21 protein-coding genes are annotated in these 24,676 nt (G+C 35.4%); all 21 read left to right on the forward strand.

The annotated features are described in order from the left end of the window. Window positions 1-109 precede the first annotated feature (109 nt). The 21 genes from D2K40_RS03380 to ftsZ all read left to right on the forward strand — a co-directional run bounded on the left by D2K40_RS03380 (window position 110) and on the right by ftsZ (window position 24,329). A complete protein-coding gene (locus tag D2K40_RS03380) occupies window positions 110-634 on the forward strand; it encodes a YceD family protein (protein ID WP_117152994.1) in 525 nt (174 codons plus the stop codon). A gap of 91 nt (window positions 635-725) precedes the next feature. Continuing rightward, on the forward strand, window positions 726-899 hold the full coding sequence (gene rpmF, locus D2K40_RS03385; RefSeq protein WP_117152996.1) for a 50S ribosomal protein L32: 174 nt from the start codon (window positions 726-728) through the stop codon (window positions 897-899). 328 nt (window positions 900-1,227) lie between these two features. Continuing rightward, entirely contained in the window at window positions 1,228-1,701 is a 474-nt protein-coding gene (locus D2K40_RS03390) for an RsfA family transcriptional regulator (RefSeq protein ID WP_117152998.1), read from the forward strand. Window positions 1,702-1,842: 141 nt separating this feature from the next. Further along, window positions 1,843-2,715, forward strand: coding sequence for a 2-dehydropantoate 2-reductase (locus D2K40_RS03395; protein ID WP_117153000.1), 873 nt, complete (start codon window positions 1,843-1,845; stop codon window positions 2,713-2,715). 854 nt (window positions 2,716-3,569) lie between these two features. Next, the gene (gene bshC / locus D2K40_RS03400; RefSeq protein ID WP_117153002.1) at window positions 3,570-5,192 is read left to right on the forward strand and encodes a bacillithiol biosynthesis cysteine-adding enzyme BshC; all 1,623 of its coding nucleotides are present in this window, start codon (window positions 3,570-3,572) and stop codon (window positions 5,190-5,192) included. Between the two features lie 224 nt (window positions 5,193-5,416). After that, complete coding sequence (gene mraZ, locus D2K40_RS03405; protein WP_117153004.1) at window positions 5,417-5,848, forward strand: division/cell wall cluster transcriptional repressor MraZ; 432 nt, start codon at window positions 5,417-5,419, stop codon at window positions 5,846-5,848. A 58-nt stretch (window positions 5,849-5,906) separates the two neighbouring features. Continuing rightward, window positions 5,907-6,887 (forward strand): 16S rRNA (cytosine(1402)-N(4))-methyltransferase RsmH, encoded by a 981-nt coding sequence (gene rsmH, locus D2K40_RS03410; RefSeq protein WP_117153006.1) that lies wholly within the window; start codon window positions 5,907-5,909, stop codon window positions 6,885-6,887. Continuing rightward, window positions 6,884-7,273: a cell division protein FtsL gene (gene ftsL, locus D2K40_RS03415; protein ID WP_117153008.1), complete on the forward strand. Its 390-nt coding sequence runs from the start codon at window positions 6,884-6,886 to the stop codon at window positions 7,271-7,273. The genes rsmH and ftsL overlap by 4 nt, the downstream gene beginning before the upstream one ends. Before the next feature lie 21 nt (window positions 7,274-7,294). Next, complete coding sequence (locus tag D2K40_RS03420) at window positions 7,295-9,481, forward strand: penicillin-binding protein (protein WP_308422889.1); 2,187 nt, start codon at window positions 7,295-7,297, stop codon at window positions 9,479-9,481. A 76-nt stretch (window positions 9,482-9,557) separates the two neighbouring features. Then, window positions 9,558-11,477, forward strand: a complete 1,920-nt coding sequence (locus tag D2K40_RS03425; RefSeq protein WP_117153010.1) for a stage V sporulation protein D — start codon at window positions 9,558-9,560, stop codon at window positions 11,475-11,477. A gap of 678 nt (window positions 11,478-12,155) precedes the next feature. Next, window positions 12,156-13,637 carry a UDP-N-acetylmuramoyl-L-alanyl-D-glutamate--2,6-diaminopimelate ligase gene (locus D2K40_RS03430; protein ID WP_117153012.1) on the forward strand — a complete coding sequence of 494 codons (1,482 nt, stop codon included), beginning with the start codon at window positions 12,156-12,158 and terminating at the stop codon, window positions 13,635-13,637. A 40-nt stretch (window positions 13,638-13,677) separates the two neighbouring features. Beyond that, complete coding sequence (locus tag D2K40_RS03435) at window positions 13,678-15,036, forward strand: UDP-N-acetylmuramoyl-tripeptide--D-alanyl-D-alanine ligase (protein WP_117153013.1); 1,359 nt, start codon at window positions 13,678-13,680, stop codon at window positions 15,034-15,036. Window positions 15,037-15,080: 44 nt separating this feature from the next. Continuing rightward, complete coding sequence (gene mraY, locus D2K40_RS03440; RefSeq protein WP_117153015.1) at window positions 15,081-16,067, forward strand: phospho-N-acetylmuramoyl-pentapeptide-transferase; 987 nt, start codon at window positions 15,081-15,083, stop codon at window positions 16,065-16,067. Continuing rightward, window positions 16,064-17,413, forward strand: coding sequence for a UDP-N-acetylmuramoyl-L-alanine--D-glutamate ligase (gene murD / locus D2K40_RS03445; RefSeq protein WP_117153017.1), 1,350 nt, complete (start codon window positions 16,064-16,066; stop codon window positions 17,411-17,413). The genes mraY and murD overlap by 4 nt, the downstream gene beginning before the upstream one ends. A gap of 257 nt (window positions 17,414-17,670) precedes the next feature. Further along, on the forward strand, window positions 17,671-18,780 hold the full coding sequence (gene spoVE, locus D2K40_RS03450) for a stage V sporulation protein E (RefSeq protein WP_117153019.1): 1,110 nt from the start codon (window positions 17,671-17,673) through the stop codon (window positions 18,778-18,780). Between the two features lie 257 nt (window positions 18,781-19,037). Further along, complete coding sequence (locus tag D2K40_RS03455) at window positions 19,038-19,823, forward strand: cell division protein FtsQ/DivIB (RefSeq protein WP_117153021.1); 786 nt, start codon at window positions 19,038-19,040, stop codon at window positions 19,821-19,823. Then, window positions 19,807-20,499, forward strand: a complete 693-nt coding sequence (locus D2K40_RS03460; protein WP_117153023.1) for a DUF881 domain-containing protein — start codon at window positions 19,807-19,809, stop codon at window positions 20,497-20,499. The genes D2K40_RS03455 and D2K40_RS03460 overlap by 17 nt, the downstream gene beginning before the upstream one ends. Window positions 20,500-20,513: 14 nt before the next feature. Next, window positions 20,514-21,230 (forward strand): DUF881 domain-containing protein, encoded by a 717-nt coding sequence (locus D2K40_RS03465; protein ID WP_117153025.1) that lies wholly within the window; start codon window positions 20,514-20,516, stop codon window positions 21,228-21,230. Then, a complete protein-coding gene (locus tag D2K40_RS03470) occupies window positions 21,231-21,569 on the forward strand; it encodes a small basic family protein (protein ID WP_117153027.1) in 339 nt (112 codons plus the stop codon). A 226-nt stretch (window positions 21,570-21,795) separates the two neighbouring features. Then, window positions 21,796-23,079 carry a cell division protein FtsA gene (ftsA, locus tag D2K40_RS03475; protein WP_117153029.1) on the forward strand — a complete coding sequence of 428 codons (1,284 nt, stop codon included), beginning with the start codon at window positions 21,796-21,798 and terminating at the stop codon, window positions 23,077-23,079. Window positions 23,080-23,180: 101 nt separating this feature from the next. Further along, window positions 23,181-24,329, forward strand: a complete 1,149-nt coding sequence (gene ftsZ, locus D2K40_RS03480; RefSeq protein WP_117153031.1) for a cell division protein FtsZ — start codon at window positions 23,181-23,183, stop codon at window positions 24,327-24,329. Window positions 24,330-24,676: the final 347 nt, after the last annotated feature.

A 24,676-nucleotide genomic window follows, 5' to 3' on the forward strand; every position in this document is an offset into this window, starting at 1 on the left:
GTACCATAGCTTTGATCGAAAAAAACTACAAAAACTTACTGTAAAGAAAAAATGTTGACAAAAGGTGAAATACCTTTTACAATAAACTTTGTGCCTTGAGGTGATAGAAATGAAAATTTCCATTCAAAAAATAGCTCATTCTGATGTATTTCAATTTGATGAGAAAGTTGATATTTCAGAAATTGAAACATGGAATAATGATATTCGACAAATCGATCCTGTGCAAGTTGAAGGAATTGCGACAGCGCAAGGGGATCAAATCACTTGCCAATTTACGATAAAAGGTAAAATGATTTTACCGTGTGCGCGGACGTTAATAGATGTAGAATATCCATTTGAATTGGAAGCAGTAGAGGTTTTTTCCACCAATCCGTATTATAATGCAGAAGATGAGTCAGAAATTCATCCTATTTCAGGAGAAGTGCTTGACTTAGAGCCTTATATAAAGGAAAATGTAATATTGGAGATACCTTTTCGTGTTTATGCAAGTGAAGAACAATTAAGAGAACATGCATTAACAGCCGGTGAAGGTTGGGAAGTAGTCTCTGAAGAAAAAAAAGAGGAATCGATTGATCCTCGTATGAAAAAATTACAATCTTTATTTGAAGATAATGACAAGAAAGAAAATCAATAAGGTAAAGTGTACATTTAGGCCACTTCCTTACCTTATGTGTTAATAGGATAAGGAAAAGATTTTCGTTTCGCTAGTGAAGGAGGTGTAAGACATGGCAGTACCAAAAAGAAAAACATCTAAAAAAGTCAAAAACCAACGTCGTACTCATAAAAAATTACATGTACCTGGAATGATTGAATGTTCCAATTGTGGTGAACTTACTAAACCTCACCATGTTTGCAAATCATGCGGACAATATGATGGGAAGCAAGTAGTAGAACAATAGGGTAGACGTAGAAAGTTATGAAACAAATTTCATGCTTTCTATAAGCAAAAAGATGACAGAGATTCTCTGTCATCTTTTTGCTGTATAGAGGGAACATTTAATGACAAAGGTTGATCCTAAATGTGATCAGATGTTCTTCGTTTGACCGTTATTAACGTTATCTGCCCGCCCTAAAATTCGTCGATTTCTTAAATTTTTCATGTTTGTATTGAATTATTTGTAATTGCAGAATAAAAGGGTTTTGATGGTATTAAATTAAACATATTCTATTCTAGTACCCCTAGCGTTTGCATACATTAATAGTAAATGTACTAGGAGGGGGAATGAAATGAGTGCGATAAGGCAAGATGCTTGGACAAATGATGAGGATATTTTACTTGCAGAAACTGTTTTACGTTACATTCATGATGGTAAAACCCAGTTAGAAGCCTTCAAAGAGGTTGGAAAAAGATTAGCAAGAACTCCAGCTGCTTGTGGTTTTCGGTGGAATGCATCCATTCGGAAGCAATACCAACAAGAAATAGATGCAGCAAAAAAAGAACGAAAAAAGCAAGCTAGTGAAATAAATTATGCTCCTGCTGATGAAATGAATCATCAACTAACATTGGAAGCGGCTATTTCTATTTTAGAAAAGGTTAAGGGAAATTATGATGTGTTTGAAAAAAGGAAGACAATTGATTATCAACAACTACATTCTCTAGTAGAAGAAAATAATGCATTAAAAAAACAAGTTGCTAAATATGAAGAAACCCTTGCTGAAATGCAAAAATTATGGGGTGGGTTTGACAAATTAACATACTGAATGAGAGGCCTTGTAGCTAACCTGCAAGGTCTCTCATTTGGTTTTAAGTCCTGTGACTAGACGAATAAACAGCATTATTATATGATTTAAAAGAAAGAAAATCTTATAAAACTAATGCTGTTATAATGTTGAGGTGTAAAAATGAAGATTGGCGTAGTCGGCGGAGGCGCAATTGGTTTGTTACTAGCTGGATTATTAACAGAGCAATCCCATGATGTAACACTTTATGTTAGGAACGAAGTACAAAAAAATCAAATAAACCAAAAAGGAATTATTTGTCTACCTGAAGAAAATACATATAATCCTCGCGCATTATTAATAGATGAATTAGAACAAGAAGAACTTATTTTTATTTGTGTGAAACAATATGATGTAGAAAAGTTGTTACCAAAGCTTGAACACTCCTGTTCTACATTAGTATTTTTACAGAATGGAATGAGTCATATTGATGCACTAGATCATTTCGATTATTCTAATACAATTATAATAGGAACTTGTGAACATGCAGCAAGAAAAGTTAATGCTACAACGGTGAGATATACAGGTGAAGGGAAACTAAACCTTGCCTTATTTAAAGGTGATCAAAAGGATTTCGAACATCTTAATAATCATGTGTCTGATAATAAATTTCCAATTGTTCTTACTGGTAATTGGCGACATATGTTACATAATAAATTAATCATTAACAGTGTAATCAATCCAATAACTGCTGTTTTCCAAGTGAAAAATGGTGCGCTACTTAGCAACCCACATCTATTATATCTGGCACAATCACTCTGTAAGGAAGTAGCGAATGAATTAAAATTAAATGAGCAAGAACAATGGGAACGCATTCGCGGTATTATTGAAAAAACAACTGAAAATGATTCATCAATGAAAACAGATATAGAAAATAACAGAAAAACAGAAATAGATGGTATCTTAGGTTATTTGTTGCAACATAGTGATAACCCTAAACCGTTGATAAATAATTATTATCATGCGATAAAGGCGTTAGAAATGGAAGGAGTATAAGTATACCAGCATCTAATGGTGCTGTATTCTACCCTATCTAAATAGTTTCTGTTATGATAATAAAAGATCGAATTTCCGAACATATACATATGGAAAATAATATCGTTATTTAACGCTCTTTTAAAAAGTTATTGTTTATGACACAATTTTTATAAACTGCACATTAACTCTTTGCTCTTCTAAACCGCTAATCAAATGAAATTGGTTCCCTTTCCTCAGGCACGGCCTCAACTAATTTTTAGAAGAAGATCACTTCTAAAAATGGATTTTCGGCCCGTGGGACTGCGATTACTCGCCCCATCGGAAACATTCGCTGTTCCTGCTGGAGTGTCACCAATTTCATTTGATACGCTAGTGTAATCCTAAATTAAGAAGAGTGTAAAGTGCTTTATTATGTTTAATTACAAGTTAATTTAGCAACAAATACATTAATCTATATGAAAAAAGATACGCTATCTAGCGGAGCAAGTGAAATGGTCGAGACTCCTTGAAAATACAAACCGATTTTCTGCGTGCAATGTTAATTCATTGAAGCATTCCTTGTCCTGTGGGAACAGCGCGAGCTGAAGATCCACTAGGAGGTGGTTTTTGCCTCCTAGTTAGCTGAAGCCGTGGGGCTGCGATTACTCGCCCCATCATAAATCCCTGCCCCCGGAAAGCGAGTCCATTTCACTTGTGTAGCGGGTAAGAAATTTTCACTAATGCGCATTTTATATCAAGTCCGAATTTTTACAAGCGACAATGTTTTCGAAAAGAGCCTTATTTTAAAAAAATAGTACGTACTGTTAACGAAATTACAGTTTTTAAAAGATACCCTATACAATCACAATCAATCATCAAAGGAGCAGGTACTTGTGTACATAAATCCGATATCAATCTCGCGAAGTAACTTAATAAATGATTATTATCATCAAAAAAAATCAATTATTGAAAAATTTGACTACAATCCTTTTGAAATGGGTGCAATGAAGCAGCGTGCACTTGAATTACAAAAGCAAAACTACAATCGACAGACGTTAGTGAGTACATTAGAAAACCTAAATGCAAAATGGCATACAGACAAAACAGTTTTTACTAACATTGAACGCTTAAATGATCCAAATAGTGTTGTGGTTATTGGTGGGCAGCAAGCTGGCCTTTTATCAGGACCGCTTTATACGATACATAAAATTATTTCCATTATTGCATTTGCGAAAAAACAAGAAAAGGCATTAGGACAACCAGTCATTCCTGTATTTTGGATTGCTGGTGAAGATCATGATTTTGCAGAAATTAATCATGTTTTGTTCCCGGAACAAAATAGAATGAAAAAGCATACTATTTCTCAACGTGTTACAGAAAAGAGGTCAGTATCAGAACTACCAATTGATCACGTAATAACTAGTGAATGGTTAGATACGCTCTTTAGTCAGTTAAATGAAACGATTAATACGAAAGAAATATATGAACAAACAAAACAAGCGCTAGGTCAATCGGATACATACGTTGATTTTTTTGCTTCTTTTATTAGTCTATTATTTAAAGGGGAAGGTCTTGTTTTAATTGATTCAGGTAATGCGTCCGTTCGTCAATTAGAGAAAAAATATTTTCAAGAAATGATTAAAAAACAACCTGAAATAAGTTCTGCCGTATACCAACAATTACAAGCAGTGCGACAAGCGGGTTATAGCGTTTCGGTTGATGTAAATGAAGGAGATGGGCATCTGTTTTATCATTTGAATGGAGAACGCATTCTTTTAGTTAAAACTGGTCCTGATACTTGGGAAGGTAAAAATCAAGAATGTCAATTTACAACTGATGAGCTATTAGCGATTGCCGAAGAGGCACCTGCTCGGTTGAGTAATAATGTGGTAACAAGACCGCTTATGCAAGAGTGTTTGTTTCCGACCCTCGCTTTTATGGCTGGGCCAGGTGAATTAGGTTATTGGTCGATTCTGAAGCCGGCATTTCATACATTAGATCTTGAAATGCCACCAGTATTACCAAGATTATCTTTTACAATGTTAGACCGTAAAAGTGAAAAAAATATTAATCGCTATGCTTTAGATATAAATAAACTTATGGAGCGAGGAGCTTTCGAGGACAAGGTGAACTGGATAGCTGCTCAATCAAATCCGCCATTAGATTCTATTGCGGAACAGACTAAGCTTGCAATTGAGCAGATACATCAACCGTTAAGGGATATTGCAAAGACAATGGGACCAGATCTGGAAGAAGTTGCAAAGAAAAACCTAAGCTATATCCATCAGCATATAGACTTTTTAGAAGAAGCACTGAAGAAAAATGTAGAGATAAAACATCACAAAACATTAGAGGTGTTTGACGAACTGCATTTAAAATTACGCCCTGGAAATGGCTTGCAAGAACGATGTTGGAACGTTATTTCTATTATAAATCAACATGGTTATGGTTGGATTAATGAAATGGTTGATCACACCTATTCCTTCGAGCATGATCATTACGTGGTGAAATTATAAAGTTACCCACTCTCCACCACTTATTAAGTAGCATATTGAAAAAAACACGAAAACACTACTGTTTTCGTGTTTTTTTATGGCTTAAAAACGAACGTTTAAACACATGTGAAAGTGGTTTATTTGCTAATACGCAGTGCGGTAGGAAAACAATTCAAATAATTTCAAAAATGAGTGGAGGAATGTGGGGGAATGTGGTAAGATGAAAAAAAAGGTGGGCGATCTGTATGTTTATGGGAGAATACAAACATAATATTGATGCCAAAGGTCGTATCATTGTTCCTGCTAAATTTCGCGAGGATCTTGGTGAAATTTTTGTGATTACACGCGGGCTAGATCAATGTTTGTTTGCTTATCCAATGAACGAATGGCGCCTTTTAGAAGAGAAGTTAAAAAAATTACCACTAACAAAAAAAGATGCGCGAGCTTTTACGCGTTTCTTCTTTTCTGGAGCAGTAGAATGTGAAGTCGATAAACAGGGTAGAATAAATATCCCTGCTGCTTTACGCAAATATGCGGTAATAGATAAAGAATGCGCGGTAATCGGGGTGTCAAATCGAGTTGAGATTTGGTCAAATGAAGCTTGGAGTGGTTATGTAACTGAATCGGAAGAATCCTTTGCAGAAATTGCAGAGAATATGATGGATATTGATTTTTAAAAATAAAGGTTTACATAATGGGACAAGTTAACAGTTAAAGAAAAGAAGGTGAACAGAGATGTTTGAACATGATAGTGTGCTGCAGCAAGAAGCTGTAGAAGGTTTAAATATTCGCCCAAATGGGATATATGTTGACGGAACATTAGGGGCTGGTGGACATTCTGAAAAGATTCTAGAAAAATTAGATGAAGATGGCTTACTAATCGCATTTGATCAGGATGAACATGCTTTAGCAGCTGCTAAAGAAAGGCTTAAAGGTTATCATAATAAGGTCTTGTTTGTACATTCAAATTTCAGATATTTACAAGATGTTTTAGCAGAGAAAGGAATTGAACAAGTGGATGGTGTGTTATTTGATTTAGGCGTGTCATCCCCACAATTGGATCACAGTGAAAGAGGTTTTAGTTATCAACATGACGCACCTCTAGATATGCGGATGGATCAAACACAACCTACTTCTGCTTATCAAGTTGTCAATACTTGGTCATATGAAGCGTTAGTTCGTATCTTTTTTAAATATGGAGAGGAGAAATTCTCCAAACAAATCGCTCGTAAGATTGAGGCTGCTCGATCAGAAAAATCAATTGAAACAACATTTGAATTGGCAGAGATTATTAAAACGGGAATACCAGCAGCGACAAGAAGAACTGGAGGACACCCTGCAAAACGGGTTTTTCAAGCAATTCGTATTGCAGTGAATGATGAATTGCATGCCTTTTATGATGTGCTGCACCAAGCTGCAGAAGTTGTAAATGTTGGTGGTAGGGTTGCTGTCATTACATTCCATTCGCTAGAAGATCGTATATGCAAACAAGCGTTTAAGAAGTGGAGTGCACTACCACCACTTCCAAAGAACATTCCAGTAATACCAGAGACGAGTCAACCACCATTTAAGCAAATCACGAAAAAGCCAATTACGGCTAATGAGGATGAGTTAGAACGGAATCGCCGTGCTAGATCGGCAAAGCTTCGAATTGTTGAAAAAGTGAAACCTTGGAACAATCAGTTTTTTTATGAAGAAGGGCGGGGACAAGCATGAATACAAGTGAAGCAAGAAGTTGGCAGCAAGCAATACCTGAACGTAATAGAGAATTAAATCGTCAGCCTGAACCGAAGAAACAAGTAAAGGTACATGTCCATAAACGTTGGATTACACCAGGTGAAAAATTTCTATATGTTATGTTTGCACTAATTACTGCTGCAGCACTTATTTATGTTGTTTCTTTTAGCTCAGAGGTAGATACATTAAATCGAAATATTCAAAGTTTGGAAAGTAATATAAGTAAACAAGAAACAACAAATGCTAATTTGAGTTATCAAGTACAAGAATATAGTAATCCTGATCGCATTCTTCGTATTGCAAAAGAAAATGGCTTAAAAATTCAAAATACTAAGGTAATACAAACAACAAGTTTTGTAGAATAGTTTGAAGGATGTGATTACGAAGTGAAAAAAAATAAAACAACACTCGTGATGACTAATGTATTAATGATTTTATTTGTTGGGATATTCTTAACGTTATCCGGACGTTTTTTATACATACAGGCAGTTGGTGAAGTTCAGGGTATTAATTTACAAGAATGGGCTGATAATCGTCGCACTAATAACTTCACGATAAAAGCTGATCGTGGGACAATTTATGACAGGAATGGTATGGAACTTGCACAAGATCGTGCTACATACCGATTATTTGCCATTGTCGACGAAACCTATTCTACAAACCCGGAAAAAAAGCTGAATCACGTAGCTGATGTAAAAGCTACAGCAGAAGCGTTAGCGCCTATTTTAGAAATGGAAGTATCGGATATTGAAACCACACTACAAAATGGGATTGATTCGGATAGATTCCAAGTTGAATTTGGTACTGAAGGAAGTCAGTTAAGTCAAGAAACAAAACTAAAAATTGAAGCACTAGATCTTCCGGGTGTAAATTTTGATGAGGAAGCAAAACGCTATTATCCGAATGGAACATTTGCATCTCAATTAGTTGGGCTTGCTCAGAAAAAAGATGATTCTATTATAACGGGGCTAACAGGAATTGAAGCGCAATTGGATAATTACCTACAGGGCACCAATGGTTCCATTTCTTACGAAAGAGATAAATATAATGTGAAGCTTCTTGATCCTAATGAAGTAATTCAAAAAGAGCAGGACGGAAATGATGTTTACTTGACGTTGGATCAAAAAATCCAAACCTTCTTGGAAGATGCGATGTCACAAGTAGTCGAAGAATATGACCCAGAACGGATAACAGCCACAGTAATTGATCCCAAAACGGGTGAGATATTAGCGATGAGCAATCGCCCGAGTTATAATCCAAATAATCTTGGTCAGGTTGAGAATTGGTATAATGATGTTGTATCTACTCCGATTGAACCTGGTTCTACGATGAAGGCATTTACCTTGGCCGCGGCGATTGAAGAGGGCGTATATAACCCAAATGAGGAATACAAGTCAGGCAGATATAAGATTGATGAGATAACAAAACCAATTCACGATTACAACCGAGACTGGGGCACGATTACATATGAAGAAGGAATTCAACGTTCCTCAAATGTTGCTGTATCAAAACTTGTTTGGGAAAAAATGGGAACAGATATATTTTTAGAATACTTAAAGGCATTTCATTTTGATCAAAAGACAGGTATTGATCTTCCTAGAGAACAAGCGGGAATTTTACTCTATAATTGGCCAATTGAAAAACTAACTGCTTCCTATGGGCAGGGATTAACAGTTGCACCAATTCAATTAATTCAAGCTGCCACTGCAATTGCAAATGATGGCGTTATGATGAAACCGTATGTTATATCAAAAATTGTCGATAATCAAACAAGAGAAATTGTTGAAGAGACAGAATCAGAAGTAGTTGGAAATCCAATTTCTGAAGAAACTGCTCAGAAGGTCTTAGATACACTAGAAACAGTTATAACTTCTGAACATGGTACAGCACACAATATTTATAATTTATCGGATTATTCTGTTGCCGGTAAAACGGGTACAGCTCAATTTTCACAGGGTGGTTATTTAGAAGGAGAAAGTGATTATATCTTTTCGTTTCTAGGTATTGCACCAAAGGAAGATCCTGAACTAGTTATGTATATTACGGTACAGCAGCCTAAACTGGAACCAGGAGAAGCTGGTTCTGCTCCGGTTTCATTCATTTTTAAAAATGTAATGGAAAATAGTTTGCATTATTTAAATATTCAACCTGATAAAGAAAGACAGAATGCTGTTCGCACATATACATTTCCAGATGTAATAGGGCGAGCAACAACTCAGGTAAAAGAGCAATTAGTCAATGAAGGCTTAACAGTTACAGTTATTGGTGATGGTGCTAAGATAAATAAAACAAATATCGATATAGGAGACAGAGTAGTCGCAAATCAACGTGTTTTACTTACAACGACTAATCCTACCATGCCTGATATAACAGGTTGGTCTGTTCGCGATTTATTAGAACTTAGCGAATTAGTTGGGTTTAATGTAGAAATTAGCGGAAATGGTTATGCGGTAAACCAAAGTATAGAGAAGGGTTCGACAATTAATAAAGACACGAAGGTAACAGTTGAATTTTCTCCACCTGATCAATCAATCGATAGAACCCAAGAGGATTCTCCAGAAGAAGAAGGCTAAAAAAGATACAGTGTTCTATTCGTTATACACATTCATATACTAGATACAAGTTTATTAGGGTTTAAGGAGTTGAACCATGAAACGTGTATCAAATGTAACGATGCGGAAACGAATAGTCACTGTATTTCTTTTTGCCTTTCTTTTTTTTGTAGTTATATCAATTCGCTTAGGCTATGTACAATTTGTGCTTGGTGCTGAATTAATGGAGAAGGCTCAAGCTTCATGGAGTCGAGACATTGCTTTTGAAGCGGAACGTGGAAAAATTCTGGACAAGAATGGCATGATTTTAGCAGAAAATGTCTCTGCACCAACTGTGATGGTTGTTCCGAGACAAGTCACTAACCCAGAAGAAACTGCAAACGCTCTTGGTAAAATATTAGGAATTACCAAAGAGGAAATGTTAGAACAAGTAACTAAACAAACAAGTATTGTTCGTTTTGCTGCTGGGAGAAAGATCTCTGAAGAACAGGCTGATGCTATTCAAACTTTAGGTTTAGACGGTGTTTATATTGCAGAGGATTCTAAACGCTATTATCCAAATGGAGAATACCTATCACATGTACTGGGGTTTAGTGGTATTGATAACCAAGGTTTGATGGGGTTAGAATTATATTATGATGATAACTTAAGTGGTGAAAAAGGTAGTTTATCTTTTTATTCTGATGCAAAAGGAAAAAGATTGCCTAACTTGGCAGACACGTATCAAGCCCCGACTGATGGACTTGATTTACAATTAACGATTGATGCAAAAGTTCAAACTATTATTGAAAGAGAATTGGATATAGCAGAAGCAACTTATAATCCAGATGGTGCTCTTGCAATAGCTGTTGATCCAGATACTGGTGGTATATTAGCAATGTCATCTAGACCAAATTTTGACCCTGAAAATTATCAAGAAGTGGACTCTAGTATTTATGATCGTAATTTACCAATATGGAGCACTTATGAGCCTGGATCAACATTTAAAATCATTACCCTAGCAGCGGGTCTTGAAGAGGGGGTCGTTGATCTAACTGAGGATGAGTACTTTGATAATGGTGCAATAAAAGTGGATGGTGCAACACTTCATTGTTGGAAAAGTGGAGGACATGGAAGTCAGACCTACTTAGAAGTAGTACAAAATTCCTGTAACCCTGGCTTTGTTAATCTAGGTCAAAATATTGGTAAAGAAAAACTATTTTCATATATAAAAGATTTTGGTTTTGGTGAAAAAACAGGAGTAGACTTATTTGGTGAAGAAAATGGTATCTTGTTTAAACTAGATCAAGTTGGACCAGTAGAACTCGCAACTACTTCTTTTGGTCAAGGTGTTTCTGTTACCCCTATTCAACAAGTGATGGCTGTATCAGCTGCCGTTAATGGTGGTTATTTATATCAACCATACCTAGCTTCTGAATGGATAGACCCGATTACACAAAAGAGTGTAGAAACCATTGAACCTGTATTAAAGGACCAAGTGATTTCTAATGAGACATCCACTGAAATTCGTGAAGCATTAGAAAGCGTTGTGGCTAAAGGAACAGGAAGAGGGGCTTACGTAGATGGCTATCGTGTAGGTGGGAAAACAGGTACTGCACAAAAGGTAGGTAAGAACGGTCGTTATATGGAAAATAATCATATTGTTTCTTTTATCGGATTTGCTCCGGCTGATGATCCTGAAATTGTCGTCTATGTCGCGATAGATAACCCCAAAAACACAGTTCAATTTGGTGGGGTTGTAGTAGCACCAATTGTAGGAAATATTATAGAAGACAGCATGCCGGCAATGGGGGTCGAACGACGTACTGAAGGGTTAGAAAAAGATTACCAGTGGCCAGAACAACCACCTGTAGAAGTACCTGACTTAATCGGAGTATCCCGTAATGACTTACACCAATATATGGTTAATTTGTCAATTGAAGCATCAGGTGAAGGGGACACTATTATAGATCAAGCACCGAAAGCGGGAACAAAATTAAAACAAGGCGAAACAATAAGACTTTACTTCTCAGACTAAGTATCTCGAGTCGTACAATTAAACCAATGTATATTACGCAGTAGATGGAAACTCTGTCGTAAGATTAACTTTGATTTACGCGTAGGGGCAGTCGCTTTCCGCGGGTAACTCTTCAGCTAACTCGGAAGTAAAGAACACTTCCGAGTGGATCTTCAGATGTTACTTTTCCCGCTGGAGTCAACTGACCCTAAGCTCCAATCAACATCTGAAAATTAGTTGCGTTTGTTTGATTTAATAAAGTTAAATGATAATCCACTACACCACATATAAAAATACATGGAAACTACTGTGAGAACAGCAAATGTTTTTGATGGGGCGAGTAATCGCGTTCCAAAGTACGTTTTATCCAATGTAGGCAGAATACTTCGACTCCTGCAGGAACAGCGCGAGCCGAAAATCCATTTTTAGAAGCGCTCTTCTTCTAAAAATTAGTTGAGGCCGTGCCTGCGGAAAGCGAAGTATTCTGCCGGAACGACGTTAGGAAATAAAGTTTTTTTACGACGGAGTTTATATACTATTGTCAACAATAGTCTTTTAGAAAACGGCTTGTTAACTAGCTACGTAAATTTTCATGAATATGAATCAAATCTTTGTTATAATAGTAATGATTCATTTCTAATTGATATTTCCTATTTTAGGAAGTATCTTACATAAAATTAATTTTAACTCATAGTAAGGATGAAACCATTGAAAAGATTAGTAGATGTACTAGCTATTCTCCCGACTTATCAAGTGAATCAAGCTATAAGCGATATATCAATGAATGGATTAACAATTGATTCACGACAAGTTAAAAGCGGAGATTTATTTATTTGTATTGAAGGTTATACTGTAGATGGTCATGATTTTGTTAAACAAGCTGAAGCAAATGGTGCGTGTGCAATAGTAGCCCAAAAAGCCCTTAATGAAACGAATATTCCTGTTATTTATGTGCGTGATACAGTCAGAATATTAGCGTTGCTAGCGAATAGCTATTATGACATGCCAACTAATGACTTACAATTAATCGGTGTGACTGGGACAAATGGGAAAACAAGTGTAACCAATTTATTGGATGATATTTTTAAACTCGACAAACGCGTGACAGGTAGTATAGGAACCATCCAAATGAAAATTGCAGATACAATCCATGAGGTTAGTAATACAACCCCTGAAGCATCTTTCTTACAAAAAAGTTTCCGGAATATGGTCGATCAAGGTGTTAAAACAGCAATTATGGAAGTTTCCTCTCATGCTTTAGAGATAGGGAGAGTAAATGGATGTGATTTCAATATAGCTATTTTTACCAATCTGTCACAAGACCATTTGGATTATCATGGTGATATGCCAAGCTATTTTCAAGCGAAGAGTCGACTGTTCCGACAATTAGGGAATCGCTATGACCCGGATAATCCTAAATATGCTGTTATAAATCTTGATGATGCGTATAGTGAGAATTTTATTCATGCTACAACACAACCAGTTGTTACATATGGTATTGAACAAAAAGCAGATGTTTCTGCTTCTCAAATTAAGTTAGAAGCAAATGGCACGACATTTATATTAGAAACTTTTTATGGAAATATAACTATTAAAAGCAAATTAATAGGTAAGTTTAGTATTTACAATATGTTAGCTGCTGCAACAGCAAGTTTATTGGCAGGTGTGCCATTAGAAACTGTTAAAGAAGCGCTAGAAAATACGACAGGAGTTCGTGGTAGGTTTGAACCGGTGTTAGCAGGTCAACCTTTTGGAGTTATAGTTGATTATGCGCATACACCGGATTCGCTTGAGAATGTTTTACAGACGATGCAAGGATTTGTAAAAGGTAAAATATATGTTGTTGTTGGCTGCGGAGGAGATCGCGATAGGACAAAACGTCCATTAATGGCGCAAATTGCAAGTAAATATGCCGATTACGCTTTTTACACATCTGATAACCCGCGTTCGGAAGATCCAGATAGTATTATTGCAGATATGGTAACAGGGTTAGAGGCTACGAATTATGAAGTGATTATAGATCGTGAAAAAGCGATAAAAAAAAGCATTACATCCGCAAGTGAAAATGATATGATATTAATTGCTGGAAAAGGGCATGAAACCTATCAAATTATTGGAACTGAGATTGTAGATTTTGATGATCGAGCAGTTGCAACAGAAGCAATTAAACAGTATTTATAGAAAAGAAAACATATAAATTGATAAATAAGGAGTCATCACTATGTTATTTACAACAGCATTTCTGTTGGAGTTGTTTCCTGAAACACAGGGGGCTGCAGAAGATCAATTTAAAATCAATCAAGTCTCTACAGATAGTCGAGGGAAAATGGATCATGCGTTGTTCGTGCCATTAAAAGGGGAAAATTTTAATGGTCACAGCTTTATAGATAAAGCAATTGAACAAGGTGCTATTGCTACTATTTGGCAAAAGGATGAACCGTTGCCTGAATTTTTACCAACGGATTTTCCTGTGTTCTTTGCTTCTGACACGTTATCTGCACTTCAACAATTAGCGCATGCATATCGAAAGTCAGTAGATCCAACTGTGATTGGAGTAACTGGATCAAATGGGAAAACGACGACGAAAGATATTATTTCTAAAGTCCTGTCTGAATCTTTTCAAACTCATCAAACAAAAGGGAACTTAAACAATCATATTGGTGTCCCATTAACTATTTTATCAATGAAGCCTGACACAGAGATGCTTGTTTTAGAAATGGGCATGAATCATTTTCATGAGATGGAACGTTTAAGTCAAATTGCAGAACCAAACATTGCAGTTATTACAAATATTGGTGAGTCACATATTGAAAACTTGGGATCAAGAGCAGGTATAGCAAAGGCGAAAGCAGAAATATTAGTTGGATTACAGGATGAGGGTATCTTACTAATTGATGGTGATGAACCTTTGTTACACCCATACAAAACAGTAGCTAAAACACTAGGTATTGGTTTTGATCAGACTAATGATACTGTAATAAAACATTTTGTAATGCATGCTGAGCATTCCCTTTTCACTATAAATAGTGATGAAGAATATAACATCCCATTATTAGGTAAGCATCATGCGAAAAATGCAACATTTGCTATTGAGATAGCTAAACAGATCGGTATGAGAATAAGCCAAATTAAACAGGCATTGATACAATTAGATATGACAGGCATGCGGTTTGAAGTATTAAAAGGAAAAGAAGGGGTTACGATTATTAATGATGCCTATAATGCATCACCAACATCTATGAAGGCAGCTGTTAATGTAGTAAAAGAAATGGTTGGTTTTCAACGTAAAATCGTAGTTTTAGGTGATATGCTTGAATTGGGTGAGTTATCAAAAGAGTATCATCGCTCTGTTGCTGATGTAATGTCAACGGAAATTGATTATGTTTGTACAATTGGCATTGATGCTAATGAAATTAGTGAACGAGTGAAACAAGAGTATCCATCAATCATTACAAATCACTTTCTTGATAAAAAAGAAATTGAATCATTTCTAGCCAACTATTTAGACACAACAACGCTTATTTTAGTAAAAGCTTCAAGGGGTATGAAATTAGAAACCATTATTGAACCATTAATATAATAAACTAAACAATGGACGGTTTGGCATTTAGAGGAGGAGAAATCATGAACGAATATGTACTAATAATCACAATAAGTATCGCATTTTTAATTACCGTCCTATTTTCACCAATTTTCATTCCATTTTTACGTAGGTTAAAATTTGGTCAAAGTATTCGTGAAGAAGGTCCACAATCGCATCTTAAAAAAACAGGAACACCTACTATGGGTGGTATTATGATTGTTCTAAGTGTTACAATTACCACATTAATCATGACCAGCAAATTTAATGTAAGTTCGGTTAATTCTGAATCCATGTTACTTATCTTTATTTTATTGGGATATGGTTTTCTAGGTTTCTTGGATGACTTTATCAAGGTTGCATTAAAACGGAACCTTGGACTTACCTCGAAACAAAAAATGATCGGGCAAGTGTTAATTGCAGTAATATTTTATATTATCTTAAGACAACAAGGGTTTCCAACATACATATCGATACCAGGAACAAGTCAGCAAATTGATTTAGGATGGGGATATGCTGTATTAGTTGTTGTTATGATTGTTGGTGCTTCTAATGCTGTTAATTTAACTGATGGATTAGATGGTTTATTAGCAGGGACAGCAACAATAGCATTCGGTGCCTTTGGTATTTTAGCTTGGTATGGTCTTCCACAGTTAGAAATTACTATTTTCTCATTAGCAGTTGTCGGAGCCTTGTTAGGCTTTTTAGTATTTAATGCACATCCTGCTAAAGTGTTTATGGGGGATACCGGCTCATTAGCACTTGGTGGAGCAATTGCTGCTGTTGCTATATTAGCAAGACTTGAGATCCTTTTAGTTATCATTGGTGGGGTTTTTGTAATGGAAACTCTATCTGTCATTATTCAGGTTATTTCCTTTAAAACAACCGGTAAGCGCATATTCAGAATGAGTCCACTTCATCATCATTATGAATTAAAAGGTTGGTCGGAATGGCGTGTTGTTACGACATTTTGGCTAGTTGGACTGCTTTTTGCGGCGCTTGGAATATATATTGAGGTGTGGATTGGATGAATAAATTAAATGACTTTCCTTATAAGAATATTTTAGTACTCGGTCTAGCTAAAAGTGGTACTGCTACGAGTAAAATATTGGTAAAAAATAATTATAACGTTAGTGTAAATGATTTAAAGGCTAGTAATGAAGATCAAGTTGTAAAAGAATTACAAGCTTTAGGGGTGGATGTGGTTACTGGATCACATCCACTATATTTGCTGGATAATGCAGAAGTTGTCGTAAAAAATCCTGGTATTCCTTATGAGAATGCACTTATTCAAGAAGCAAAACGTCGCGAAATACCTGTTATAACAGAAATAGAATTGGTACATTATTTGATTTCAAGTCCATACATCGGGATTACTGGTTCAAATGGAAAAACAACAACAACCACATTGACCCATGAAATGTTAGAACAAAGCAATAAAAAAAGTAAAATTGCTGGGAACATAGGTAAAGTGGCAGTTGAAGTTGCTGAGACTTTAGCTACAGATGAAACAATGGTAGTAGAGTTATCTTCTTTTCAATTGATGGGTACTGAGAAGTTCAGACCGCATATTGCTGTATTTTTGAATTTATTCCAATCGCATATTGATTATCATGGGACATATCCAAATTATAAAGCAGCAAAGACACGTATCTTTGAAAATCAGACAAATGATGATTATCTTGTATATAATGCAGATGATAATGAGATCTGTGCACTTGTTAATGATGCCTCAGCTAAGAAAATACCATTTAGTTCAAGCCAAAAATGTTTAGATGGTGCATGGTGTGACGAGACGTATATTTATTTTAAAGAAGAGCCTATAATTGAAAGACAAAGGATTGTTTTAGTAGGAAAACACAATCTAGAAAATATTTTAGCAGCAGTCGCAGCAAGTATGCTAGCAGGTGCCACTAAAGAAGGTATAGTAAATGTACTTACTACATTTACTGGCGTAAAACATCGCACGCAATATGTTGAAAATGTAAATGAGCGAATGTTTTATAATGACTCAAAAGCAACTAATATATTGGCTACATCCAAGGCATTAGGTTCTTTTGAACAGCCAATTATATTATTAGCTGGTGGATTAGATCGCGGAAATGATTTTGAGGAATTAATACCACATCTAACAAATGTCAAAGCAATGATTCTGTTTGGGGAAACTGCTGATAAGTTAGAAAAAGCGGGGTTAGCAGCAAATGTATCGACTATCTTGTTTGTTGAGACAATGAAAGAAGCAGTTGATCAAGCATATGAGATCTCAAATGAAAAAGATGTTATTTTATTATCACCTGCTTGTGCAAGTTGGGATCAATATCGAACTTTTGAAGAAAGAGGAGACATGTTTACGGAAGCTGTGCATACATTAAAGTAAGGGCTTGTACAAAGCCTCATCTTCTTAACTGGATTATCGTGTTAAGAAGTAATTTCTATATTTGCATTTAAATGTTGTTCAAAAGTCACAAAATAAGCGGCGCATCTCTTCGTTGGCTCGTTCTTTCGGTCCTCATGTAGGGAAGCCTACACTCTGGTCCTCAGAAACTTCACTGCCTCGACCTGCTTGCCTCTAATTTGCCGACATTTTGAACACACAGATTTAAAGATATGTAAAAAGAAGTGGGGCAATTACTTATGAAAAGCAAACAAAGTGCGCAGTCTACACCCGATTATTTTCTTATCTTTGTCATAGTGTCTTTATTGTTAATTGGAATTATCATGGTTTATAGTGCATCAGCCATTTGGGCAAACTATAAATTTGATGATTCTCTTTATTTTGCAAAAAGGCAATTATTATTTGCATTCATTGGCTTGATAGCTATGTTTGTCGTAGCAAGGGTTCCTTATCACACATGGGGAACTTACGCAAAGCCGATTTTATTTATTTGTTTCGTTCTGCTTGTTGCTGTACTTCTTCCTGGTGTTGGTCTAGTTCGTGGGGGAGCAAGAAGCTGGATAGGAGTAGGTGCATTTAGTATCCAACCTGCTGAATTTATGAAGCTAGGCCTAATTATCTTTTTAGCTACTTATCTAGCGGAAAAACAACGCTATATTACATCATTTAAAAATGGCTTTTTGCCATTACTTTTATTGATTTTTACAAGTTTTGGTTTAGTAATGCTCCAACCAGATTTAGGGACTGGTATGGTTATTGTTTTGACTTGTTTTGTACTGTTGTTTGTTGCTGGTGCAAAGATTAGTCACTTTACTTTTTTAGCTATATTTGGGTTAATTGGTTTTGCGGGGTTAATCATTTCTGCACCATATCGCATCAATCGAATTACAGCTTTTTTAAATCCATGGGAAGATCCATTGGGAAATGGGTTTCAAATTATTCAATCTTTATATGCGATTGGCCCTGGAGGTTTACTTGGTATGGGGCTAGGAAACAGTTTGCAAAAATTCTTCTATTTACCAGAACCTCATAATGATTTTATCTTTGCTATTCTAGCAGAAGAGTTAGGTTTTTTAGGTGGTTTACTACTATTAAGTTTATTTTTCTTATTACTGTGGCGGGGGGTTCGCATTGGTTTAGCTGCCCCAGATAAACTAGGCACACTTCTTGGATTAGGGATTACAGTAATGATTTCTCTGCAAGTTATTATAAATATAAGTGTTGTAATAGGTCTAATTCCAGTGACAGGAATTACACTTCCTTTCTTAAGTTATGGTGGATCGTCATTAACATTAACGTTAGCATCAGTTGGGATTGTTATAAACATCAGTCGTTACAGTAAATTGTAGTCTGATTAATATAAACCTATCTTCTATAAAGATAGGTTTTTTCTTTGATTTATGAAATTTTTTATCTTATAGCTAGTTTTGTTAAACTATTAGCAGAAAATGCTGAAAAATCCACCTTTTGAATCAGATTTTATGACCACTTTTAATTGAAATGTATGATATACTTTCAATATGGTTCTTTTTAAAATTTTATAGTACATGTGACGTTTTGATGAATTTTAATTACTAATTTGTGTTATTAAAGGAAGAATGAGGAGATGGAAGAAAAAAAGGTCGTATCGATAGAAGATCGAATTCCAAAACTGAAGCAAGAAAGAAAAAAGAAAACAAATCGACGTCTGATTTTTTATGTATCCCTATTTTTTATTTTAATTTCGATTGTTGCTTATTTACAATCACCACTTAGTCGTGTTCAACATATTACAGTGACTGGAAATGAATATGTAACAAATGAAGCAATTATAGCTTTTAGTGAACTGTCAGAGGAAGATAATTTCTGGGGCATTAAAATGAGTCAGCGTGCAGCCAAAGTAGGTGAACATCCAGAAATAAAAGAAGTGCAAGTTACAAGAGAATTACCGAACACAATTGTGATTAAAGTTGAAGAATTAGATAAAGTCGCCTATGTTAAAAAAGAAGATGGATATTACCCTTTGTTGGAAAATGGAGAGATATTAGAATCTGTTGATGTATCATCACTGAGCAGTGACGCACCAATCTTAAATAATTTCACAAATAATACCTATATTATAGAAATTGCTAAAGAATTATATGCATTACCTCATGCTGTCTCATCCTTGATATCTGAAATATCTTGGCAACCATCAGACGCAAATCCATATAAAGTATGGCTTTTTATGAACGACGGATATGAAGTAGAATCGACTATCCGTAATTTTGCTACATATCTAAAAAGCTACCCTTCAATTGTCAGTCAATTAGCAAAGGATCAAACAGGCGTAATTCGAATTGGTGATGGTGGTGCAATATTCGATCCTTATGAAAAAGCAAATAAGGAGGAAGACAATGAGACTGCAGGGTAGACATGTCATTTTGTCACTTGTACTATTTGCTTTTGGCTTTCTGATTGCTTTTAGCTATCAACACACAAAGAATCAATCAGAAGTTATTCAATTGTCCGAACAAGAATGGGAAAAAGATTTTTACTACAGACAACAATTGATTCAGCTGGAAGAAAAAAACCGCGAATTAGTCCATGAGGTCGAAAATCTACGTCAAGAAATAAATTTGTTTGAAGAAGATTTAGGTGAACGTGAGGTAACAATTAAAGACTATGTTGAAGAGAAAAAGAAACTACAGCTGTTGACAGGTGAATTACCAATAAAAGGACCAGGTGTAAAAGTGACATTGCGTGATGCAGATTATATCCCCGCTGAAGAAAATGTGAACCAATATATTGTTCATGATCGACACATGCAATTGGTGATTAATGAACTATTTAGTGCTGGTGCAAAGGCCATTGCAATTAATGGACAACGTATATATAAGGATAGCTATGTTACTTGTATTGGTCCGGTTGTCTCTGTTGATGGAAATCAACACCCTGCTCCTTTCATTATAGAAGCAGTAGGGGAACCTGAAACGCTACGCGTAAGTTTGGAACTAACAAATGGTGTACTTGACATACTAGTAAATGATAATATAGAAGTTGAAATTGGAAATAAGGACAAGATTGAAATGGATGCAAGAATTAGTTAAGAAAGGTGATAGGATTGTCTAAAAAGAGTAAATTTGCTGTATCCATTATATGCGCATTTTTCGGATTAATGATTGCGATTCAATTTCAATCTGTTCAAAAACCGAAAGAAAGAGATACAAGGGATATGTGGGAAGTGCGTGCTCAGTTACAAGAAGAGCAAAAGACACAACAAAAACTTTACCAACAACTAAAAGAGTTAGAGGCAGTTACCAAACAATATCAAGAAAATACCGAAAGACAACAAATAGAAACACTTCAAAAATCAATAGATTCATTGAAGGAAAAAGCGGGGTTGACTAGGAAAACTACTTCTGGCGTTATCCTAACAATTAAACCAATTTTTCGTGGTTCAACAGAACAAGAGTATCCAAGCGTTACTTCAGAATTATTGAATCGTCTTATAAATGAGTTAAATACATATGGAGCTACTGATATTGCTATTGAAAATCAAAGAGTAATTAGCATCACGTCAATTAGAAATGTAAATGGAGAAACATATGTGAACAATTTGAGGTTGCCAGACCTACCAATTGAGATAAAAATAATGGCAGACGATCCTAATCGGTTAATTGATCACATGGAAGTGAGTCAATCGAAGGATGATTTTGCTATTGAAAATATGCTCTTAGATACAAGTTATCAAGAAGAGATAACATTACCTGCTTATCAAGGAAACATAAATTTGGATATAGTAGAAGTAAATGAAACACAAGAAACAGGTGATGAATAAATGTGGCTTCCGGTATTCTTTCTAATTATTGGTATCACACTTGGTTTGCTTACCGACATCACGGTTCCTGATCAATATTCTAACTATCTATCTATAGCTGTATTAGCAGCATTAGATACACTTATTGGTGGGATACGTGCTCATTTAGATAAAAAATTTGATCAAACTATTTTTATTACTGGTTTTTTCTTTAATATTACTTTAGCTGTATTATTAGCGTTTCTAGGTGTCCAATTAGGGGTAGATTTATATTTAGCAGCTATATTTGCTTTTGGAGTGAGGTTATTCCAAAATATAGCTATTATTCGGCGTCATTTATTTAATAAACGAAAAAGGTAAAAAAACAAACTTAAATAATAGACTATTAAAGGGATATGGTCGTATTATGTAGAATAATGTATTATAGTATAGATATAATGTTAGTATTTTAGATGATAATATAAAGGTATACCATATAAATGGTTCCATTTGTCAAAATTTATTTTTGCAAATTGATTGTAATTTAATTCATTATTCGATACTATTTGTACTATTCATATGCCTTAGATTAGGAGGTGCCTTACAATTGAACAACAATGAAATATTAGTCAGCTTGGACATAGGTACATCAAAAATAAAAGTGATTATTGGGGAAGTATTAAGCGATTCGTTAAACATTATTGGAGTGGGCACGGCGAAATCCAATGGAATGAAAAAAGGATCAATTGTTGACATTGATCAAACTGTTCAATCCATTCGTACAGCTGTTGAACAAGCAGAACGTATGGTGGACATGAAAATTGACCGAGTAATTGTCGGAGTAAATGGCAACCATATTCAATTACAGCCATGTCACGGTGTAGTTGCCGTTGCAAGTGAAAATCGGGAAATAAATAATGTTGATGTGACTCGGGTTATTGATGCAGCTCAGGTTATCTCAATTCCACCAGAGCGTGAAATTATCGATGTTATTCCAAAACAATTTATTGTTGATGGTTTAGATGAGATTACAGACCCACGAGGAATGATCGGGGTTAGACTAGAGATGGAAGGTACCATTATTACATGTTCTAGTACGATGTTACATAATATCTTAAAATGTGTGGAGCGTGCCAACTTAGAAGTGATTGATATTTGTTTACAACCACTTGCAAGTGGCTCAATTGCTTTATCTAAAGATGAAAAGAATTTAGGAGTTGCATTAATTGATGTGGGTGGCGGTAGCACTACTGTCTCAGTCTTTGAAGAGGAGCATCTTGTTGCTACCAGAGTGATCCCGTTGGGTGGAGATAACATAACAAAGGATATTTCCATTGGTTTACGTACTACATCAGAGGATGCTGAGGAAATTAAAATTAATCATGGTCACGCTTTTTATGAAGATGCTAGAGAAGAAGAAACTTTTGAAACGTCTATTATTGGTAGTGATCAAAAACAGACATTTAATCAATTAGAGATTTCTGATATGATTGAAGCTAGATTAGAAGAAATTTATACTTTTGTAGCACGGGAAATTAAGAAGATGGGCTATTCTGAATTACCAGGTGGATTTGTATTAACTGGTGGATGTATGAAAATGCCTGGTGCTATTGAACTGGCACGAGATTTATTTCATGCCAATGTAAGGGTAGCAATACCTGATTACATTGGAGTTAGAGAACCACAATTCACTTCAGGAGTAGGTACTTTAAAATTTGCTCACCGTAATGCAAAAATACAAGGGAAGCAATTAACAGGTGGTGTGACACAGGCTGAACAAACAGATAGTAAGCCAAAGAAACAAAAGCGTGTTGCAACAAAAGAAGAGTCAAATTCATCTAATAAAAAAGATTCAAGTATTGCTAACCTATTTAAGTACTTTTTTGACTAGAAAAGGACTTTTATTTTAAGACTAATTATCTTGTGAATAAATATTACTATTAAAAGTAACATCAATGAAACTTGTAAACTTGTAAATTAGGAGGAACGAACATGTTAGAGTTTGATACAGAAATGGATCAGCTTGCAACGATAAAAGTTGTCGGTGTTGGTGGTGGCGGAAGCAACGCTGTTAACCGTATGATTGAGCACGGTGTACAAGGTGTTGAATTCATTGCCGTTAACACAGATGCACAAGCATTAAATCTATCAAAAGCAGAAGTTAAAATTCAAGTTGGAACTAAATTAACAAGAGGGCTTGGTGCTGGAGCAAATCCTGAAGTAGGGAGAAAAGCAGCTGAGGAAAGTAAAGAACAATTGGAAGAAATTTTACAAGGTGCAGACATGGTTTTTGTTACTGCAGGTATGGGCGGAGGCACAGGAACAGGTGCTGCGCCAGTAATTGCACAAGTCGCAAAAGAACTAGGGGCTTTAACAGTAGGTGTGGTTACACGTCCATTTACTTTTGAAGGACGTAAACGTTCTACTCAAGCTGTAACTGGAATTGATGGGTTGAAATCAAGTGTAGATACCTTAATCGTAATCCCTAATGATCGCTTATTAGAAATTGTTGATAAAAACACACCAATGTTAGAAGCATTCCGTGAAGCGGATAATGTACTTCGTCAAGGTGTACAAGGTATTTCAGACTTAATTGCAACACCAGGGTTAATTAACGTTGACTTTGCGGATGTGAAAACAATTATGTCTGATAAGGGATCTGCCCTAATGGGTATCGGTATTGCTACTGGGGAAAGTAGAGCAACCGAAGCAGCGAAGAAAGCTATATCATCACCACTTTTAGAAACATCAATTGATGGAGCTCACGGTGTGTTAATGAATATAACAGGTGGCAATAACTTAAGTCTTTATGAAGTACAAGAAGCAGCAGATATTGTAACGTCTGCAGCAGATCAAGAAGTGAATGTTATTTTTGGTTCTGTTATTAATGAAAACTTAAAAGATGAAATTGTTGTAACAGTTATTGCAACAGGTTTTGATGAAATACAGGCTGGTGCAACACAGTCGAAAAAAAGACCAAGTGCACAACAACACGTTGCAGCACATAGTCAAGCAACACATAACAATGAACAAAAACGTGATGAGTTTAATCGCGAACCAGTACCGCAAGAAAAAGCACGTCATGAAGAAGACACATTAGACATACCAACCTTCCTACGAAACCGAAACCGTAGAAGGTAATAAAGAGAATAAGTACAAAAAAAGTTTTTAGATTAAGAGGTATTGTTAACAGCAATATCTCTTTTTTTGTACAAATAATATTTTGTATTTAGAAATCTGTCAGAAATTAATCCTAATTAATAAAATAATAAATAAACTTTTCTTAAAATGTCGTTTCATGATAAATCATGAACGGCTTTTTTATTTAATATACTTATAAAATACAGCTAAAGACCAATAGAATATATTGAAAACTGCCTTCATAATGTAACTATACAGTTAGCTAATAAGCTATTCGAAGGTTTTCTTTAGCAAAAGAAATAAGAGTAAAAACCCAACTGAACGATAGGTAATCGGTCTAAAAGAGA

Source organism: Paraliobacillus quinghaiensis (genome assembly GCF_003426025.1).
Classification (GTDB): domain Bacteria; phylum Bacillota; class Bacilli; order Bacillales; family Amphibacillaceae; genus Paraliobacillus_A; species Paraliobacillus_A quinghaiensis.

Coding starts and splice junctions, on each gene's coding strand:
- D2K40_RS03380 (WP_117152994.1), top strand. CDS start 110: ATGAAAATTTCCATTCAAAAAATAGCTCATTCTGATGTATTTCAATTT.
- rpmF (WP_117152996.1), top strand. CDS start 726: ATGGCAGTACCAAAAAGAAAAACATCTAAAAAAGTCAAAAACCAACGT.
- D2K40_RS03390 (WP_117152998.1), top strand. CDS start 1,228: ATGAGTGCGATAAGGCAAGATGCTTGGACAAATGATGAGGATATTTTA.
- D2K40_RS03395 (WP_117153000.1), top strand. CDS start 1,843: ATGAAGATTGGCGTAGTCGGCGGAGGCGCAATTGGTTTGTTACTAGCT.
- mraZ (WP_117153004.1), top strand. CDS start 5,417: ATGTTTATGGGAGAATACAAACATAATATTGATGCCAAAGGTCGTATC.
- rsmH (WP_117153006.1), top strand. CDS start 5,907: ATGTTTGAACATGATAGTGTGCTGCAGCAAGAAGCTGTAGAAGGTTTA.
- ftsL (WP_117153008.1), top strand. CDS start 6,884: ATGAATACAAGTGAAGCAAGAAGTTGGCAGCAAGCAATACCTGAACGT.
- D2K40_RS03425 (WP_117153010.1), top strand. CDS start 9,558: ATGAAACGTGTATCAAATGTAACGATGCGGAAACGAATAGTCACTGTA.
- D2K40_RS03430 (WP_117153012.1), top strand. CDS start 12,156: ATGAAACCATTGAAAAGATTAGTAGATGTACTAGCTATTCTCCCGACT.
- D2K40_RS03435 (WP_117153013.1), top strand. CDS start 13,678: ATGTTATTTACAACAGCATTTCTGTTGGAGTTGTTTCCTGAAACACAG.
- mraY (WP_117153015.1), top strand. CDS start 15,081: ATGAACGAATATGTACTAATAATCACAATAAGTATCGCATTTTTAATT.
- murD (WP_117153017.1), top strand. CDS start 16,064: ATGAATAAATTAAATGACTTTCCTTATAAGAATATTTTAGTACTCGGT.
- spoVE (WP_117153019.1), top strand. CDS start 17,671: ATGAAAAGCAAACAAAGTGCGCAGTCTACACCCGATTATTTTCTTATC.
- D2K40_RS03455 (WP_117153021.1), top strand. CDS start 19,038: ATGGAAGAAAAAAAGGTCGTATCGATAGAAGATCGAATTCCAAAACTG.
- D2K40_RS03460 (WP_117153023.1), top strand. CDS start 19,807: ATGAGACTGCAGGGTAGACATGTCATTTTGTCACTTGTACTATTTGCT.
- D2K40_RS03470 (WP_117153027.1), top strand. CDS start 21,231: ATGTGGCTTCCGGTATTCTTTCTAATTATTGGTATCACACTTGGTTTG.
- ftsZ (WP_117153031.1), top strand. CDS start 23,181: ATGTTAGAGTTTGATACAGAAATGGATCAGCTTGCAACGATAAAAGTT.